This is a genomic window from Mesobacillus subterraneus (genome assembly GCF_000934845.1).
Taxonomy (GTDB): domain Bacteria; phylum Bacillota; class Bacilli; order Bacillales; family Cytobacillaceae; genus Mesobacillus; species Mesobacillus stamsii.
Genome location: NZ_JXIQ01000023.1, coordinates 49243 through 66231 on the forward strand (window position 1 = coordinate 49243; position 16989 = coordinate 66231).

The 16989-nt window shown below is 36.8% G+C and carries 17 protein-coding genes; 14 read left to right on the top strand and 3 right to left on the bottom strand.

Annotation, left to right across the window (positions count from 1 at the left end; all coding sequences use genetic code 11):
- The first annotated feature begins 132 nt into the window (after positions 1 to 132).
- From UB32_RS04250 to UB32_RS04265, 4 genes are read left to right on the top strand one after another with little or no spacing between them, the layout of a single operon-like run.
- Positions 133 to 3387, top strand: coding sequence for a type I restriction endonuclease subunit R (locus UB32_RS04250; protein WP_044391475.1), 3255 nt, complete (start codon positions 133 to 135; stop codon positions 3385 to 3387).
- Between the two features lie 18 nt (positions 3388 to 3405).
- Positions 3406 to 3627 (top strand): YdbC family protein, encoded by a 222-nt coding sequence (locus UB32_RS04255; protein ID WP_044391477.1) that lies wholly within the window; start codon positions 3406 to 3408, stop codon positions 3625 to 3627.
- Between the two features lie 12 nt (positions 3628 to 3639).
- Positions 3640 to 3822: a YjzC family protein gene (locus UB32_RS04260; RefSeq protein WP_044391480.1), complete on the top strand. Its 183-nt coding sequence runs from the start codon at positions 3640 to 3642 to the stop codon at positions 3820 to 3822.
- A gap of 43 nt (positions 3823 to 3865) precedes the next feature.
- The gene (locus UB32_RS04265) at positions 3866 to 4564 is read left to right on the top strand and encodes a hypothetical protein (RefSeq protein ID WP_198528154.1); all 699 of its coding nucleotides are present in this window, start codon (positions 3866 to 3868) and stop codon (positions 4562 to 4564) included.
- 42 nt (positions 4565 to 4606) lie between these two features.
- Here UB32_RS04265 and UB32_RS04270 read toward each other — a convergent pair whose 3' ends face one another.
- Positions 4607 to 6391 carry an ATP-dependent nuclease gene (locus tag UB32_RS04270; protein ID WP_044391482.1) on the bottom strand — a complete coding sequence of 595 codons (1785 nt, stop codon included), beginning with the start codon at positions 6389 to 6391 and terminating at the stop codon, positions 4607 to 4609.
- Between the two features lie 237 nt (positions 6392 to 6628).
- On the opposite strand from UB32_RS04270, the gene UB32_RS20660 reads away from it, so the two are divergent.
- From UB32_RS20660 to UB32_RS04295, 7 genes are all read left to right on the top strand, one after another.
- A complete protein-coding gene (locus UB32_RS20660) occupies positions 6629 to 6751 on the top strand; it encodes a hypothetical protein (RefSeq protein ID WP_277813873.1) in 123 nt (40 codons plus the stop codon).
- A 105-nt stretch (positions 6752 to 6856) separates the two neighbouring features.
- Positions 6857 to 7780 (top strand): DUF262 domain-containing protein, encoded by a 924-nt coding sequence (locus UB32_RS04275; RefSeq protein ID WP_198528155.1) that lies wholly within the window; start codon positions 6857 to 6859, stop codon positions 7778 to 7780.
- A gap of 35 nt (positions 7781 to 7815) precedes the next feature.
- The gene (locus UB32_RS20160; protein WP_198528156.1) at positions 7816 to 8163 is read left to right on the top strand and encodes a hypothetical protein; all 348 of its coding nucleotides are present in this window, start codon (positions 7816 to 7818) and stop codon (positions 8161 to 8163) included.
- Positions 8160 to 10106: a DUF262 domain-containing protein gene (locus UB32_RS04280; protein ID WP_044391484.1), complete on the top strand. Its 1947-nt coding sequence runs from the start codon at positions 8160 to 8162 to the stop codon at positions 10104 to 10106. The genes UB32_RS20160 and UB32_RS04280 overlap by 4 nt, the downstream gene beginning before the upstream one ends.
- Before the next feature lie 200 nt (positions 10107 to 10306).
- Positions 10307 to 10804 carry a hypothetical protein gene (locus UB32_RS04285; protein ID WP_052806948.1) on the top strand — a complete coding sequence of 166 codons (498 nt, stop codon included), beginning with the start codon at positions 10307 to 10309 and terminating at the stop codon, positions 10802 to 10804.
- 530 nt (positions 10805 to 11334) lie between these two features.
- Positions 11335 to 11580 (top strand): hypothetical protein, encoded by a 246-nt coding sequence (locus UB32_RS04290; protein ID WP_044391486.1) that lies wholly within the window; start codon positions 11335 to 11337, stop codon positions 11578 to 11580.
- Positions 11580 to 12086, top strand: a complete 507-nt coding sequence (locus tag UB32_RS04295; RefSeq protein WP_084221712.1) for a retropepsin-like aspartic protease — start codon at positions 11580 to 11582, stop codon at positions 12084 to 12086. The genes UB32_RS04290 and UB32_RS04295 overlap by 1 nt, the downstream gene beginning before the upstream one ends.
- A gap of 103 nt (positions 12087 to 12189) precedes the next feature.
- Here the strand turns inward: UB32_RS04295 and UB32_RS04300 are convergent, their stop codons facing one another.
- Both UB32_RS04300 and UB32_RS04305 read right to left on the bottom strand, forming a co-directional pair.
- On the bottom strand, positions 12190 to 12477 hold the full coding sequence (locus UB32_RS04300; RefSeq protein WP_044391488.1) for a type II toxin-antitoxin system RelE/ParE family toxin: 288 nt from the start codon (positions 12475 to 12477) through the stop codon (positions 12190 to 12192).
- Between the two features lie 51 nt (positions 12478 to 12528).
- Positions 12529 to 12828: a type II toxin-antitoxin system RelB/DinJ family antitoxin gene (locus UB32_RS04305; protein WP_044391489.1), complete on the bottom strand. Its 300-nt coding sequence runs from the start codon at positions 12826 to 12828 to the stop codon at positions 12529 to 12531.
- A 446-nt stretch (positions 12829 to 13274) separates the two neighbouring features.
- On the opposite strand from UB32_RS04305, the gene mutM reads away from it, so the two are divergent.
- The 3 genes from mutM to UB32_RS04320 all read left to right on the top strand — a co-directional run bounded on the left by mutM (position 13275) and on the right by UB32_RS04320 (position 16861).
- Entirely contained in the window at positions 13275 to 14078 is an 804-nt protein-coding gene (gene mutM, locus UB32_RS04310) for a bifunctional DNA-formamidopyrimidine glycosylase/DNA-(apurinic or apyrimidinic site) lyase (protein ID WP_044391491.1), read from the top strand.
- Between the two features lie 235 nt (positions 14079 to 14313).
- Positions 14314 to 15699, top strand: coding sequence for a methyl-accepting chemotaxis protein (locus tag UB32_RS04315; RefSeq protein ID WP_044391493.1), 1386 nt, complete (start codon positions 14314 to 14316; stop codon positions 15697 to 15699).
- 193 nt (positions 15700 to 15892) lie between these two features.
- On the top strand, positions 15893 to 16861 hold the full coding sequence (locus tag UB32_RS04320) for a tRNA dihydrouridine synthase (protein WP_044391495.1): 969 nt from the start codon (positions 15893 to 15895) through the stop codon (positions 16859 to 16861).
- Positions 16862 to 16989 lie beyond the last annotated feature (128 nt).

Genomic DNA, 16989 nt, shown 5'->3' on the forward strand with positions numbered 1-16989 from the left:
TCACTCATTCAAGGCGGATTCGTTGAATGGAGAAGTGGAGGTGTGGGGTGATCAATAAATTAATAGAATTAAATCAAAAGACGGTATTGGAAAGGCTAATCAAATTTAAAGATTGTCTGGGAGGTGGTAGTGATGAGTAGTAAAAATAGTATTTTTACAGAAGCGATGCTTGAAGAAGCAGCTATTGAAATATTAGAAAGTCTTGGCTACGATTATGCCTTTGGCCCGGACATCTCTTTAGGTGGAGATTATGAAGAGCGAAAAGATTATCGTGAGGTGATCCTTCCACATCGAGTAAAGGAAGCGCTCTTTAAGATCAATCGAGATCTACCAAGGGAGGCACTTGATGATGCCTATCGTCAACTGATCACATTCAATAGCCCAATGCTGGAAGAAAACAATCGATATTTTCATCAGTTAATGACAGAGGGGATAGAAGTATCCTTTAATGAAGGTGGACAAATTCGCACCAAAAGAGCCTTCATCATAGACTTTGAAAATATGAATAATAATGAGTTCGTGGTCGTCAATCAATTTACAATTATTGAAAATGAAGAGAGAAGACCGGACCTTATTGTCTTTGTGAATGGTCTGCCTCTTGTGGTTATTGAATTAAAGTCTGCCAGTGATGAAAATGTAGGGATTGATGGGGCCTATAATCAAATACAGACCTATAAACTAGACATTCCATCCCTTTTCAACTATAACGCTTTTTGCATCATCTCAGATGGAATCAATGCAAAAGCTGGCACCATTACCTCTAATGAAGAGTGGTTTATGAACTGGAGAACCGTTGATGGAGAGGATATCGCACCTTTGTCCCAGCCTCAGTATGAAGTACTGCTAAATGGCATGTTCCATAAGGACAGATTACTTGATATTATTAAAAACTTTCTTCTTTTCCAGGAGTCAAAAGAATCTGAGAAGGATATCGATGGGAAGAAGATAGGGGATAAAAAATCCATCATCAAAATTCTGGCAGCATATCACCAGTACTTTGCTGTTAAGAAAGCCATTGAAAAAACAAAAGAAGCAACAAAGGAAGACGGCGATCGAAAGATTGGTGTTATTTGGCATACACAAGGTTCTGGAAAGAGTTTTTCTATGGTGTTTTATACCGGAGGACTTGTGAGAGAACTTAACAATCCTACCATCGTGGTCATAACCGATAGAAATGACCTGGATGATCAGCTCTTTACAACCTTCACCAAATCGAAAGATATCCTACGTCAGACACCAAAACAAGCAACCGTAAGGAAACTTTCAGATAACCAAAGAACGAATTATGCCAATGGAAATAGCACTGAGGTTAATGGACTTTATGACCTTTTAAATGATAGAGAGTCTGGTGGGATTATCTTCACCACCATTCAAAAGTTCAAACCAGAAGAAGGCGAGATGCCAGTACTCACTGATCGTAAGAATGTCATCATCATTGCAGATGAAGCCCACAGAAGCCAATATGGCCTAGAGGCCAAAGTGGACTCTAAGACCGGAGAAGTGAATTATGGTTATGCGAAATACCTAAGAGATGCACTACCCAACGCCTCTTTTATCGGCTTTACAGGAACACCGATTGATCTAGAAGATCGATCAACTGTAGCCATATTTGGTCATACCATTGATACATATGACATGACCCAGGCGGTTGAAGATGAAGCAACGGTTCGAATTTATTATGAAAACCGCATCATTAAACTGGAAACCGATGAAGAAGAACTGACCAAAATCGATGATGAATTTGAAGAAATCACAGAAGGTCAGGAAGAATTTGAGAAGGATAAGAACAGGGCCAAATGGTCCAGAATGGAATCCATTGTGGGATCTCCAAACAGAATCAAAAAGCTTGCTGAAGATGTAGTAAATCACTACGAAGAAAAGGCTAAGAGCATCGATGGCAAAGCTATGGTGGTCTGCATGAGTCGCAGAATCTGCGTTGAGCTCTATGATGCCGTAACAGCGCTGAGACCCGATTGGCATAACGATGATATTGATAAAGGGAAGATAAAAGTTGTTATGACCGGCAGCGCTGCAGATAATGAAAAGCTACAGAAGCATCTAGGTGGCAAACAGCGTAGGGATTTGCTGGCCAAACGAATGAAAGACAACAGTGATGAGTTGAAAATCGTTATTGTAAGGGACATGTGGCTCACGGGATTTGACGTTCCTTCCATGCATACCATGTACATTGATAAACCCATGAAAGGGCATAACCTGATGCAAGCCATTGCAAGGGTTAATCGCGTCTTTAAAGAAAAATCTGGCGGTGTAGTTGTTGACTATATTGGGATTCTAGAAAGTTTAAAGAGCGCCTTAAAACAATACACCAATACGGATCGTCTAAATACCGGTATTGATACGGATGTTGCTGTTGCTGTAATGCTTGAAAAACTGGAAGTCTTAAGAGACATGATGCATGGCTATGATTACTCAAAATATATGGGCAACTCTAAAGTGGAAAGAATGAGGACCATTGTAGGCGGTATGGACTTCATTCTCGGAAAGAAAGAAGAAGAACAAAAGGAATTTAAAAAGACAGCTCTTGAACTAGGCAAGGCTCATGCCCTATGTGCTGCGACTGAAAAGGGGAAAGAGAAGGCTCTTGAAGTCAGCTATTTTAAAGCAGTTAAAGCAAGTCTAGTTAAACTGAAGGAAAAAGACAAAGCGCCATTATCCAAAAGAGAAATTGAAGCAAGACTTCATCAAATGCTGGAGCGCTCCATTATCTCAGAAGATGTTATCGATGTATTTGATGCCATGGGAATCAAGAGGCCTGAGATCTCAATCCTTTCTGAAGACTTCTTAAAAGAAGTTCAGCAAATGAAGCAGAAGAACCTAGCACTGGAAATGCTTAAAAAATTATTAGAAGGCAACATCAAAACCATGGAAAAGAGAAACCTTGTGAAGTCTGAGAAGTTCTCGGAAAGGCTCACAAAGGCTCTAAACAAGTATCGAAATCAAGCACTTACAAATGCTGAAGTAATTGAGGAACTTATTCGAATGGCCCACGATATTAAAAAGATGCGAGAGGAAGAAACAGAACTGGGACTAAGTGACGATGAAATTGCTTTTTATGATGCACTGACAGCGGATGATATAGTAAAAGAACTTATGGAAGATGAAACGCTTAAGAAAATCGCTCATGAATTGACTTTAGCCATAAGAAACAACATTACCATTGATTGGAGTGTTCGTAAAAGTGCTAGGGCAAGCATGAGACGTGTGATTAAAAGGCTTCTTAGCAAGTATGACTATCCACCAGATCAAGCATTAAAAGCGATGAATATCGTTATGCGGCAAGCGGAGAAAATGGCCGGAAATGTTTATGAAGAAGTTATCTGGTCAGACAGAGTTGCAGAAGAACCTGGAAAATTCACAACGGATTGATGAAAGGATTGAAGAATAATGGCAGAAATAAAATATGAAATCAAAGAAACCGTGGGCGCTCTCTCAGAAAACAATAAAGGCTGGTCAAAGGAATTGAATTTGATTAGCTGGAATGACAGGGAGCCTAAATACGACATCAGGGATTGGTCGCCGGAACATGAGAAAATGGGCAAAGGTGTAACCTTAAGCGTAGAAGAACTTAAAAAGCTGAGGGATTTACTGAATGAGATGAAACTTTAGGGAGGTTGAGAGATGAGCAAATTACAAAAACCGGGTGAAAAACCTGATCGATCTGGTGAGTATATTGAGAGAGGACCACGAGGTGGAGAAGTAAGTAAACCTAGACAAGTAACAATTGAACCAGGAGATGATAAACTTCCGCCTACAGCTGAAAAAAATAGAAAGTGGGAGAGAATTGGTCCTGAGAAGAAATAGGCATTGATACAGTATTGATATGATCTGTGATGAAGAAGAGTCAATGCTTATTGTCGGTAGACAAGTCAGAAATGAAAAGAATGGAAGAAGTGATTTGACTGCAGTAGATAACAATGGAAATATTGTACTCATTGAAATCAAGAGGGACCGTAAGGATATTGAACACCGCAAAGAAGCGTTTGAATTCCAGGCAATAAGATATGCTGCCAGTTATGCAACAATAGATAAGACCGATGATTTAGTGAAAAAAGTTTATGCTCCCTACATTGAAAATTATAGAAGTGAGTTTGAACTTGGAGAGTTAACCTCATTTGAACTTGGTATTCGCAAGTTGAACGAGTTCCTTCAGGTCAATGATGCACAAAAGAACTTCAATGAAAAGCAAAGGATCATCTTGGTGGCGTCTGATTTTGATGAGCAGACATTGCCGGCAGCTGCGTGGCTAAATAGTAATAATGTTGACATGAGTTGCTATAGATTAACTCCATACAAGCTAAATGAAGATTTGTTTTTCTATGTGGAAAAGCTACTCCCTGTGACCAACTATGATGATTATTATGTGAATTTGATGGATAAATCAATCGTGACAACAGTAATAGGAGATAAGAAAATCACACGGAGATCTTTGCCTAAAATTGACATAATGCTCGAATGGGGTGTTGTTAAAGAAGGCGACATCATTGTTGCTAAAGGTAGCGGTGTGGAAGATTTTAAAAGCTTTTTGATGACATCCAATTGTTGATTATGAAAGAAAATAGTAATGGGGTTTTATAAATTTACCAAACTATTTAATAGGTTTTATTTTGTCTATCTCTAAAAATTCAATTAGTTTTTGTGGGATTAACTCTTCACCAAAAGTTTCAATTTTATTTATGGTATCCCAGATCCCAAAACTATCTTTATCATTTTTATTGTAACCAATTACATTCTCTAATTTTGGTATATTAAAATGTATTTGGTCAGGTTTAGATTCCTGTATTAATCTCCAATTAGTTGTTATCATTGCTCTTTTTGTTGTAACACTTAATTCTTCGCTTTTAAGGTTAAATGCTTGGATTTTTTGGATTTCATTTTTATAAAAATTACTACTCTTATATTCATTTTCAGTTTTAAAGTCTAGTTTACAGATGAAATCGTCATTAAAATCAAAATCGTTAATCACAAAAAAGTTTAGACCTAAGTGCTTGCAAAGCTTGATGAGTACCAGTGCTGTTATTTTACCGTGATGTGGAATTATGGCTATATTATTAAAATTTAGATAAGCATCTGAAAACTTTGCATCATTTGTTATTTTCAATACTTTCTTTCTTATAACTTCTTTATATACCAACATATCATTTGGACCTTCAACAAGGAGTACTTTTCTACTAAATATTATTTTATTTAGATTAGGTTCGATAATCTTAATGTAATTGTTATAGTCTCTAACCTGTTCTACTAATTCATCGTCCTCAATCTGTGAAATTGTAACTTCAGATGAAAAATCCGCCTTAGCCTTATTATATTTTATTTCAGTTTGCTTACTATTTTCATCGAACTCTAATCTTATCAAACCTTTTGTATCGAAAATATCAATCATCTTATGTGAATGTGTAGTATAAATGACTTGATGATTATTTTCTGCTAATCCACATAAAACAATTTTATAAAAATACTCTTGGTGATTTTCATGTAAAAAACTTTCAGGTTCTTCAAATAAAAATAGGCATCTATCATCAGAATTAGTTTCTGCTATGGCTTGTATTACAGCCATTACAAACATTGAAATATAACCATCACCAAAATGTTCAATTGGAATCAAATTTCCAGAATCACCGTTCAATCCGATTTTGAACATCATTTCTAAAAAAATTTCTTCATAGTCTGGCAAACCAAACTCAATATTACAATTGTTATTTCTAAGATTTTTTGAATAATTTATTTGAATTTGTTTAATAAACGTATTTAGTTTGGAATCTATAAGGACATTTTTAGTAGAATCTTTTATTTGATCTTTAAAAGTATTTTTTTTCTTTAGCATATCTTTATCTGAATCTACAATACTTTTAATATGTTTTGCGAGAAATGATGTGAGATTCCCCCAACTGGTTTTTTTAGTAGATATCTCTTTTTTTATCTCATGGAAATTTACATAGAAAATCTTATAGTATTTTGAAGCTCCAAATGCATTCCAATTTTTATCCTGTTGCTCCCAATCTTTGTAAGATTCGATTTTTGCATTTTCTATCTCAGTTCCATCTAAATCTATGTTGAGAAAATGATATCCTGTTAAATCAGCATATTTACCATCAGGTTTTAATTCTGTACTACTTTCTATACCTGTAATAATACCTGGTACATTATTAAAATCTCTATTATGGAAGTCATCTCGAGTAAAGGTATTCCTGTTAACATATCTTTCCGTAATTCCATATAGGATAGCATTTAGTAAATTGGTTTTACCAGCATTATTGTATCCTACAATTGCAATTGGTTTCTTATAGTCTTCTTTAGGAAATACAATATCTCTTTTTTCTCCAAATGAACGATAATTTTTAATTGATATTCCGTTTATTCTAATGCTACTCATACAAGAACCTCCATAATAGAATTCATTGTAAATAATTGTCTTATTATAACATATTAAACTGACATCAATAATCGTGACTTAGGCTTATTAACTATCCTAAATTGTTATACAAATATTCAAACAAAATGTATTTGCTTCAGGTTGACTCCTCGCATGATTGTAATTTATTGTGTTGTTTGCTATTACCCTATCATTTTTTCTCTTATAATAGATAGTGAAAAAAGGAGTGTGAAATAAATGGGTGTGCCAATCGGAATTTTTAAAAATGGTGAGTTTTTAAAAGAATGCTCCAACATACAAGAAGCCGGGAGCGTCACTTCGTTCATCTTGTCGATGATGAAGCACAGATTGATTTTCTAAATGTCATAGAAAATATTCCACAGGCATATGTGTTGGCTGATGTTTGGAAAATAAGAAAAACTTGGATAACTATGAGAAAACGCCGGAGCTATATGGAGACAAACGATGAGTAAAATTACTTTTTCAGTGAAATCAATAAAAGATGTTCTACAGAATGAAAGTCTTAAAATCCCAGAATATCAGCGACCATACAAATGGGAACGCAGGCATATTCGCAACCTTTTTTATGATATACGAGAAGCCATTGACAGAAACATGAGTGAGTATCGAATCGGCTCTATCATTTTGCATAATAAAGACGATGAAAACATAGACATCGTGGACGGGCAGCAACGTTTGATTTCAATTTCATTATTCATGTATTGTGTTGCAAAAGACAATCTGCCTGATGGTGCTAGTAACTTATTAAACGGCAGTTATGTAGGCATCTCACAGCTTCACGCTAAAGAGAACTATGATGAATGGCGTTTTCTTTGTGGTTTAATTTCGAAGGAAGAGGTCGACGTCATAAGCAACTTTATGATGAACCATTGCAAAGTTTCTGTTATAGAGATGCCATCAGAATGCTTATCAGAAGCTTTTCAGCTTTTTGATTCGCAAAATAACCGTGGCAAGGCCTTAGAACCTCACGATTTATTGAAAGCCTATCATTTAAGAGCAATTGAAAATCCGTCCGAACTCACGGTAGAAAACTGGGAAAAATTTGTTAATGACAGAGAACTTAATCTCCGCGATTTGTTTGACAAGCACCTATTTAGAATAAGACGCTGGATTAACGGCGATACAGGATTGTATCAAAAAAAGTATGGCAGTGAGCTAAAATTCACTGAGCGTTTTATCGAAGATTTCAAGGGTGTTAATCTTCAAAATGCGTCATACCCCTATTTGCAGTTATACGAGGAATTACTTAAACACGACATTTCTTTCCCAAATTCTATTTGTATGCCAATAATTAATGGAACGCCTTCTTCAATTTTATTGAATTCTCGTATGTGCTTTTCAAAAACAATTTTTATAAGAACAGTATAGTAGACGGCTTCCTTTCAGATGAACTCAAAGATATAGTGAACAGTAAGAAAAGCAAATATTCAAGAAACATCAATCTGTATACTAACCTACTAGCAACATTTATTGATCGTTTTGGAGTGGAAAAACTCGACAGAGAAACGTGTGAAAAGGTGTTTGTTTGGGCGTTTTATCCAAGAACTGCCGCAAAAGCAATATACGATACAACACTCGCAAATTATGCAGCAAGCGGGACATTCCAGAAGAAAAAATGGCAGAAGCTATTTCAAGAATTAGCGGTTTCGGCTACTCCACGTGAATTTGTTGCTCGAATTGATACAGATATGCTTGGCAATCTAACCGCTGAAGACATCATAAATAAGCTTAATGAGGGGGTCAAAAGGTGAACAATCCTCTGTCTATATTTGATTTGCTGAACGATAATAGCTATTCAATTCCGCTGTACCAACGAAATTTTGCGTGGACTGACGTGGAAATAACACAACTAATAATAGATGTGCTCGATTCTATCAAAGAAAATCGTCCCGAGTATTTCATAGGGACTCTCGTCGTAAGCAAAAATGGAAATGAATATTCTATCATAGATGGGCAACAGCGATTTACCTCAATACTACTTATTGCTCTTGCCATTCAAAATGAATATTCTCCTTCCACTAAGCGCGTTGAAAAAATCAACTTGTGCTTTTCAGCACGAAAACGGTCGAATGATACGTTAAGTAGTTTATTTTTAAACGATATCAATACTGGAAAAATTACTAACGACGAGTTGCGTCGTGGTTATGGTGAAACAGTGAGCGCTATTAAAGAGCATATTGGGTCTAGCGATTATCTAGACATTTCAATTGAAGACTTCTATGGATACCTTTTTGATAAGGTAAAAATTTTCATTAGCGAAATGCCTGAAGACTTAGATGTTAATCTGTATTTCGAGCGATTCAACTCGCGCGGTGAACAATTAGAATATCATGAAATTATAAAAGCTGAGCTTATGCAGCGCCTTGTAGCAAATGGTATCGCTTTTGCCAAAGTTCAAAAGTTTGCTAAAGTTTGGGATGCTTGTTCCGAATTCGAAACCCCTTGTATTAAGTTTTTTAAGAAAAAGACAAAGGGATCAGATGCTGATGAAGAACGAGAAAAAGTATTTAAGTGCGAGTGGAGCGAATATGAGCCAGGGAGAAATTCTTGGAGGTATGGATATAGTCTTAAAAACATCTATTCGAAAATGGTCGTTAACAAGGAAAGTAAAAAATCACTAATTAGCGCCATTGAAGAAACGGTTGAAAGTGGTGCCGATGCAGGTATTGAAGCTGTAGAGAACGAAGATTCCAATAAATATCGTTGTATTGTGAATTTTAATACATTCCTTTATTATGTTTTGTATTTGACTGATAACGTAGGTGCAGATTCAATCCAGCTGGATGATAAAAAGCTGAAATCAGCTTTTAAAGTATCTTCAAGAGATAGCCAATGGATATTAAGTTTCGGGGAAAACTTGCTAAAAGCGAAATTCATCTTTGACAATTTGATCATCCGGAGCTCTCTTGAAACGACCAACAGGCGCAAAGAGGGGGAATGGTTTCTACAAAAGGCCTATCGCGAAGACAAGAATGAAAAAGCGAGAGGGCATTTATATGTTCAAACACGGTTTGATAAAAACTCTTTTCCGACCAATAATCACGAAATACTTATGTTGCAGTCGATGTTTGCTGTCACCTTTACTGCCTACAAAGATACTAAATGGTTATATTCAACGCTCAAATACTTGTTTGAAAATGCAGACAAGTTAAATGAGGCTAACTTCGGTGATAAATTCTACGCTTTTCTGGAGTCTATGTCTAAGAGATTTGCGATAGAAAGAATATGCAATAGCAGCGGACTTGATGCTGAGAGATTGAGGTACAACAATTTTGTGCCTGTGTACGCTTTTAACTTAACCGATTATGTGTTATGGAAAAACAGAGAAAAGTTGGGATTAGGCTATACTGCAATCAAGTTTGATGATTTCCGCTTTACATACAGACGTTCAATTGAGCATTGGTATCCGCAAAACCCAAACGAGACCGAAGGAAAATCAAAATTACCTGATGATTTGCTACATTGTTTTGGAAATCTATGTTTAATAGTGGCTAGTCAGAATTCTGCATTCGGCAATTTATATCCACTTGCAAAACTAGCAAACTGGCGAAGTATTTTTAGTACACAAAGCCTTAAATTACAAATGATGGCAGCAAACACTGATTCTTGGAGTTGTTGGGACGAAACGAAGCGCACGGAAATTTTAGAAATGGAAAAAGATATATTGCAATTGCTTAAAGAATACATCTATTGAGCTATAGCCTTTGCTCGCTAACGAAAACCCTACTCGTGTCCATGTGATATATTGAAAGTATTTAGGATGAAATAGGTAGTAAACCATTGCAATTGATTTTCTTTGTAAGAAGGGAAAATGGTGCGAATGTTCTTGTGATTTGACTTTTTCTGTTTTCAGAGCATTACTACTTGATAACGAAATTCAAGGAGTGATGCTTTTTGAAATTAACAGATGAAGTTAAGAATGAAATTAGAACCTTGCGTATGAAAGGCTTAAGTTATCGGCAAGTTGCTGCTGAAACCAGTTTGAGTAGAGATTGTGTCAGGAATTATTGCAAATTGATTGGTTTAGATGGTTTGGGCAGTGAATTGCCAGCGGTGTTAAGATGTAAATTTTGTGGCAAGCCTATAGATAAAAAAGCAACAGGAAGGAAGCCGGTTTATTGCTCTGTTGACTGTAAAAGGAAATGGTATCAAGCCAACCCAAAAATGCATGGACATACATGCTATTACTGCGGTAAAGAATTTAATAGTGTGGCTTCTATAGCCAAGTTCTGTAGTCACAAGTGCTATGAAAGAAACAGATTTTATCAAATGGAAGATATACAAATGATTATCGAATATCTTGAAAAGAAAGAGCCTGTGCCAAACGCTCCTGGCTGGATAAAAGAGCTGATTAATGGAATATCAATAACAGATGATAAGGATGATGTTTAGCACTAAGGTAAACCGACTAAAGGGTGATTTCCGTTTAGGAGGGGTGTTTTGCCAAAAAGTGAGGTAAATTACAACATATAGTGGTTGAAAGCCAAATTCTTTTGCGTAATTGTATAAGAAATAAGTTATCACACATGTTGAGACAGTTGCACTGTTGGAGCGAAAATAGACCATGGAATCAGGGTTTTGTAGAGATTTTTACAACGACTATTTCCTATCTTATTAGTCTAGGAAAACAGAAAACGGATAAAAATGTGCAGGAAAAGGGTGTGCAGTTTTGCAGATTCATTTAACTGATTGGCTAAAGGGAGTACAGTTTAGCAAAAGAAGAAGTTCATAGAATAAAAATGAACAATTTTTCTTACTCCTGAGTTGCGCCCTTTTCTTGAATAAATAAGAAGTTAGTCATTGTCATACAGAAGTAAATTTAGCCAATTTCAAGATCGATTAAAGTAACTTAAATTTCGCTTTTAGATTAATGATATGCAATTAGTTATAGCTTATAATAAAGGAAATGGGAGGGATGAAATATGAAGTGGCAGGAAGTTAGAGAATTATTTCCTAATCAGTTTGTTTTAGTATCAATTCTTGATTATCATGAGGAAGATGAAAAAAAAATTATTGATGAAGTCGCACCCATTCGTTCCATTCCAGATGAAAATGCTAATAAAGAGTTTTTTAAAGTAGAACCAGGAAACATTGTTTACCATACATCAAATGAGAACTGTATCGTTCATATACGTAAAGATCCGTTGATGAGAGTGAGACGAATTTAATGAAAATATCGTTTGATGGACAGCTTATTACAACATCACTTATTATTACTTTTCGAGGAAAAACGCTACAAATCGATGATATAATTATTGATACAGGCTCCTCTCACACGGTTATTAGCCCAGATGTTTTAGAAGAAATAGGGGTAATATATGAAAATGGCGACGACATTTATGAAGCATATGGGATAGGCGGATCAGTTCCTTTCTATACTAAAGTAATGGATGAGATTCAAATTGATAAATTTAATATAAAGAATATTGAAATTGATGTGGGAATTCTTCCAAAAGATCATAATGGACTTCTAGGGTTGGATATTTTAATGACCTACAATTTTATAGTGGATATGGACAAGTTAGAGTTATATACATCAAGGATGAAAGCCGAGGATTCGGTAAAAAATGAAGTGTTTCTTATGCAGACTTTAAAAAGGTGTCTGTCGTGCCCAGGATTTGTCGAAATGCGACATTATTCGGGGTGTGACAGGCACCTTTCTAATGGGTTCTAGAAATATTCTGTATAATTATAAAGTAGATTATGGGTAAGAATTTAATGAGAAAATAAATAGAAACCCTTTCAGGATAGTGTTGAAATGTTTCTGTATATTCGTTTTAATCCGTATCCATCTCCGAGAGTTGGTGAACCTGATCACGTTTTCCGTAAACAACAGCAGTTACCTGAACCTTTACATAATCCTCGTCTATCCAGAAGTAGACTAGAAAATTTTTAACAGGCATTTTACGAATTCCGTAGCTGTGCCACGGTTCTTCTTCAGTAAGGGCAATTCGCTGTGGAAATTCGGAGAGAGAGGAAATTGCATCCTCTAATGCCTCCAATAGATTTAGTGCTGCATCCGGAGCTTTCAGTTCAGAAGCAATGTAGAGTGTAATTTCATGCATCTGTTCTTCTCAAGAGTGGTAATTTTTACAGCGTAGGTTTCAGCCATCGTTTTATAACTCCCGTTTTAAGTCGGCAAATACATCGGCTGCAGGACGAGATCGGTTCGCTTTTGCATCTTTAAACCCAGCTTGCATCATGGCATCGAATTGTGCTGCATCCATTTCATCGAGAGCAATCGGTGCAGGGGGAACGGATAGAGAGAATGGAATGCTCTTTGTCATAATGATTTGTTTGTATAGCATATTGATGACAACTGAAGCTGGCACTCCCAATTGAGCCATGATAGCTTCCGCTTTTTCTTTTACTTCCGGTTCAACACGAGCAAGGATATTTGCAGTTTTAGCTGCCATAAAAATTCCGCCTTTCTTTTTTCTTTATTGTATGCTTTTGTATAACTGTTAGCAATACAAAACCTATACTTCTACAAGAAGGAGTAGGGGCAGTCTGAATCTCTACAGGCCAAAATCCTAAAGACCGGCGCCATATTTTGTAGAAAAATCGCAGAACTAATAGGGGGGATACCCAATAACCCTGGAATGACTGAAAAAAAGAATAAAAATTAACGAAAGTGCCGTAAAGATGGGAAGTTTAAATTGCGGTAAAAAAATCAAACAACCGAAAATAGGTCGGTCGGAAATCAGCACATAATTTCAGGAAGTAGAAACCCTTTCAGGATAGTGGTAAAAGGTTTGTTTATATTCAGCAAAAAAATCTACCCATAAAAAGGATGCAGGGAAAATGATAAGAATTCCCCACTAGGAAATACTGTTATGAACAAGTATAGGGGGACAGAATGATGCCTGAATTGCCAGAGATGGAAACATATAAAACTTTGCTCGGGTCGTTGATCGGTGGGCAAAAAATTACGAATGTTGAGATCGGGCGGGAAAAGTCGATTAATGTACCAGTTGAACGATTTTCAATGCAAGTTTCAAATCAAGCTATAAAAACGATTTCCAGAAGAGCTAAGTATTTAATATTTCAATTGCAGAATGGGAAATGTTTATTACTGCACCTGATGCTTGGCGGATGGATGTTTTTTGGCAAAGAGGAGGATAGACCAAACAGGACCATACAAGTAAAACTGTCATTCGGAGAACAACATTTATATTTTATTGGACTTCGATTGGGCTACCTGCATCTTTTATCACCTGAAGAGGTCCAGAAAGAGTTTGAAAAACTGGGACCTGAAGTGCTTGATCCTCGTTTTACATTGGATGCTTTTCATCAAATCATGCAAAAAAGAAAAGGTACAATTAAAACAATATTAATCAATCAAGAAGTGCTGGCTGGAATAGGGAATGGGTACTCTGATGAGATTCTTTGGCATGCAGAGATTCGCCCTGATAAAAAAAGAACCGATCTGGACGATCAACAACTATCACGGCTATATGATTCGATTCAGTTTATTTTTAAAAGAGGAATCGAACAAGGTGGTTATATGGAAAACCCGCTTTTTAAAGGAGATGGCAAAACAGGAGGCTACCAGTTTTATGTATACGACAGAGAAGGAGAAGCGTGTTCTCGTTGCAATGCTTCCATTATAAAAAGCGAAATATCTTCACGGAAAACGTACTTTTGCCCCAATTGCCAACGATGAATGACGGAGTTGAAATTCCGCACTAATAGGTCTAAGGAGAGAGGAAACAGGATAACAATATGGAAAATGGGATGCCCGTCAATTAGGAGAAGGGCTTTTGGTTTTAATTTTTCAAATTTCGTAACGTACCAAAATGAAATTTTTTTAATCCATACCGTCTGCCTTTTTAATGAAATTATGTGATAATAAAGTTGGATTTTTGACAATTATATTAGTACATAAGACGGAGGATATCATGAAAAATGTTTCGGTAAAAACAAAATTAGTGATTGGTTTTTCAGCAATTTTATTGATTTTTGTTGGTGGTTTTTTCATTTTATTGAATGAATTACATACGATTAATATGGATTTCACTAAAATCCATCAAGATATGAATGTACTACAACAATTAAATCTAAATGAAAATGGCGAAATAGCCACCAGGGATGTTGTGAGTTCAATTGGAAATGGTGAAAACAATGTGGCGTCTTCAATCAATACTTTATATAGTATTTTGGTTGTGGCTGTTCTCGTTAGTTTTCTAGTTATTTTCTATATCACCCGCCTGTTGACGAAACCAATCAATGAAATGGTCCTTGTGGCAAAACAAATTTCTAGCGGGAATTTACGGGTTGAGGAATTAGATGAAAATCGAAAGGACGAAATGGGAGCACTATCTAAAACAATAAATTCGATGTCGAAAAGCTTGAGATTGCTTATTTCAAAGATTCATGAAATGTCGGGAAACGTAACAGCTTCCATCGAAGAAATTTCTGCCACATCCACTAAACTTCAAAGTGCAACTAAGCAAGTAACTTCGGTGATGGAGGAAGTCGCTTCGAGTACGGAAAACTTATCAAAAGGAGCACAGGAAGGGGCAAAATCCATTGAGGATATGAATACAAGGATCCTAAGTGTTGTAGATAAAACGATTAAAGTTGCTGGAAATTCAGTTGATATGAAAAAAGCAGCAGATGAAGGGAATCATTCTATCCAAAAAGTAATCGATCAAATGCAATTAATCCATTCCTCAGTTGAAAATACTGCTAATACCATTTCTTTTCTAGGAAAACGGTCAAATGAAATAGGAGAAATTGTTAGTGTGATAAATGGTATTTCTGATCAGACCAATTTATTAGCCTTAAATGCTAGTATTGAGGCTGCAAGAGCAGGGGAGCATGGAAAAGGATTTTCCGTTGTAGCTGAGGAAGTGCGAAAGCTTGCGGAAGAATCCAAACAGTCCGCTGGGAAAATAGCAGGGCTAATTGCCTTGATCCAAAAGGAGTCATCTGAATCAATTCAGAATATGACGGAAACGAAACAAGAAGTAACTAATGGCGAAGGAGTTGTCCACCAAGCGAAACATTCGTTTGAGATTATATTAGATAAAATCCATGAAATTACAGATGAGCTGCAAGAGATTTCTGCTGTGACAGAAGAAGTATCAGCAGGAACGGATGAAGTGGCAGCAACGGTTAATTATACATCAAAAACTACGAAACAAACAGCGGAAAGTATCCTAAACATATCTGAGCTTAGCCAGGGACATTATGCATCGATCGAAGATATTAGTTGTTCCATCACTCAACTTACAAACATGGCGGATGAATTAGAAGAGTTAATAGGGAATTTTAAAATTTAGGCCCTTTTTCTGACCAATCCATTTAAATTTTGCAAGGCTTAGTCTGCAAAAATGACAGAAAGATAAAATTACCATTTCAATCAATTTGATAGAAAGTGCTCCTGCATGGTATAAGTGTAAAAGGACTAGGAGCACTCTGCTTTTTGATTTTGGGATCAAATATTAGAATATCCCTGAGAGGAATGGAACAAGGATGATAGAAAATTTCTGGCGTGCTTTGCCACGGCCTTTTTTTATACTGGCACCAATGGAGGAAGTGACGGATGTCGTTTTTCGCCATGTGGTGAGTGAGGCAGCGAGACCTGATGTTTTTTTTACAGAGTTTACAAACTCGGATAGTTATTGTCATCCACAGGGGATCCAGAGCGTGCGCGGCCGTTTGACTTTTACCGAGGATGAACAGCCAATTGTCGCTCATATCTGGGGAGATAAGCCTGAATACTTTCGGCAAATGAGCATTGGGATGGCGGAAATGGGCTTTAAAGGGTTGGATATCAATATGGGCTGTCCAGTACCAAATGTGACACAGAACGGGAAGGGGAGCGGCCTGATTCGTCGTCCGGATGTGGCAGCAGAATTAATCCAGGCTGCAAGGGCAGGTGGTTTGCCGGTAAGTGTTAAGACAAGGCTTGGGTTCACGGAAGTAGACGAATGGCAAGCTTGGCTGAAACACATCCTTAATCAAGACATTGCTAATCTGTCGATTCATCTGCGCACAAAGGAGGAAATGAGCAAAGTGCCTGCGCATTGGGAGCTGATTCCGGAAATTAAGAAGCTTCGCGACGAGGTGGCGCCTGATACCCTTTTGACGATCAATGGAGACATACCTGACCGTCAAACTGGCTTAAAGCTAGTGGATCAATATGGTGTTGATGGGGTAATGATCGGACGCGGCATTTTCCACAATCCATTTGCCTTTGAAAGCGAGAAGAAGGAACATAGCACGGAGGAATTGCTTGATCTCCTAAGCTTGCATATGGATCTCCATGATGAATACTCTCATTTAGAACTGCGGCCGTTCACCGCACTTCACCGCTTTTTCAAAATCTATGTCAAAGGATTCCGTGGAGCAAGCGAGTTGAGGAATCAATTAATGAACACGAAGTCGACAGATGAAGTGCGTGAATTGCTTGGTAAGTTTGCGTCAAAGAATCTGGATTAGTGGCAAAATAAACGAATGGGCGGAATCAGATGACATGGTTCCGTCTTTTTGTGTAAAAAAGATAAAAAAATACTTAAGATGATAAAAGATTACTCTATGTTAACGCTTTCAAAGAGGATGTTCCGCTA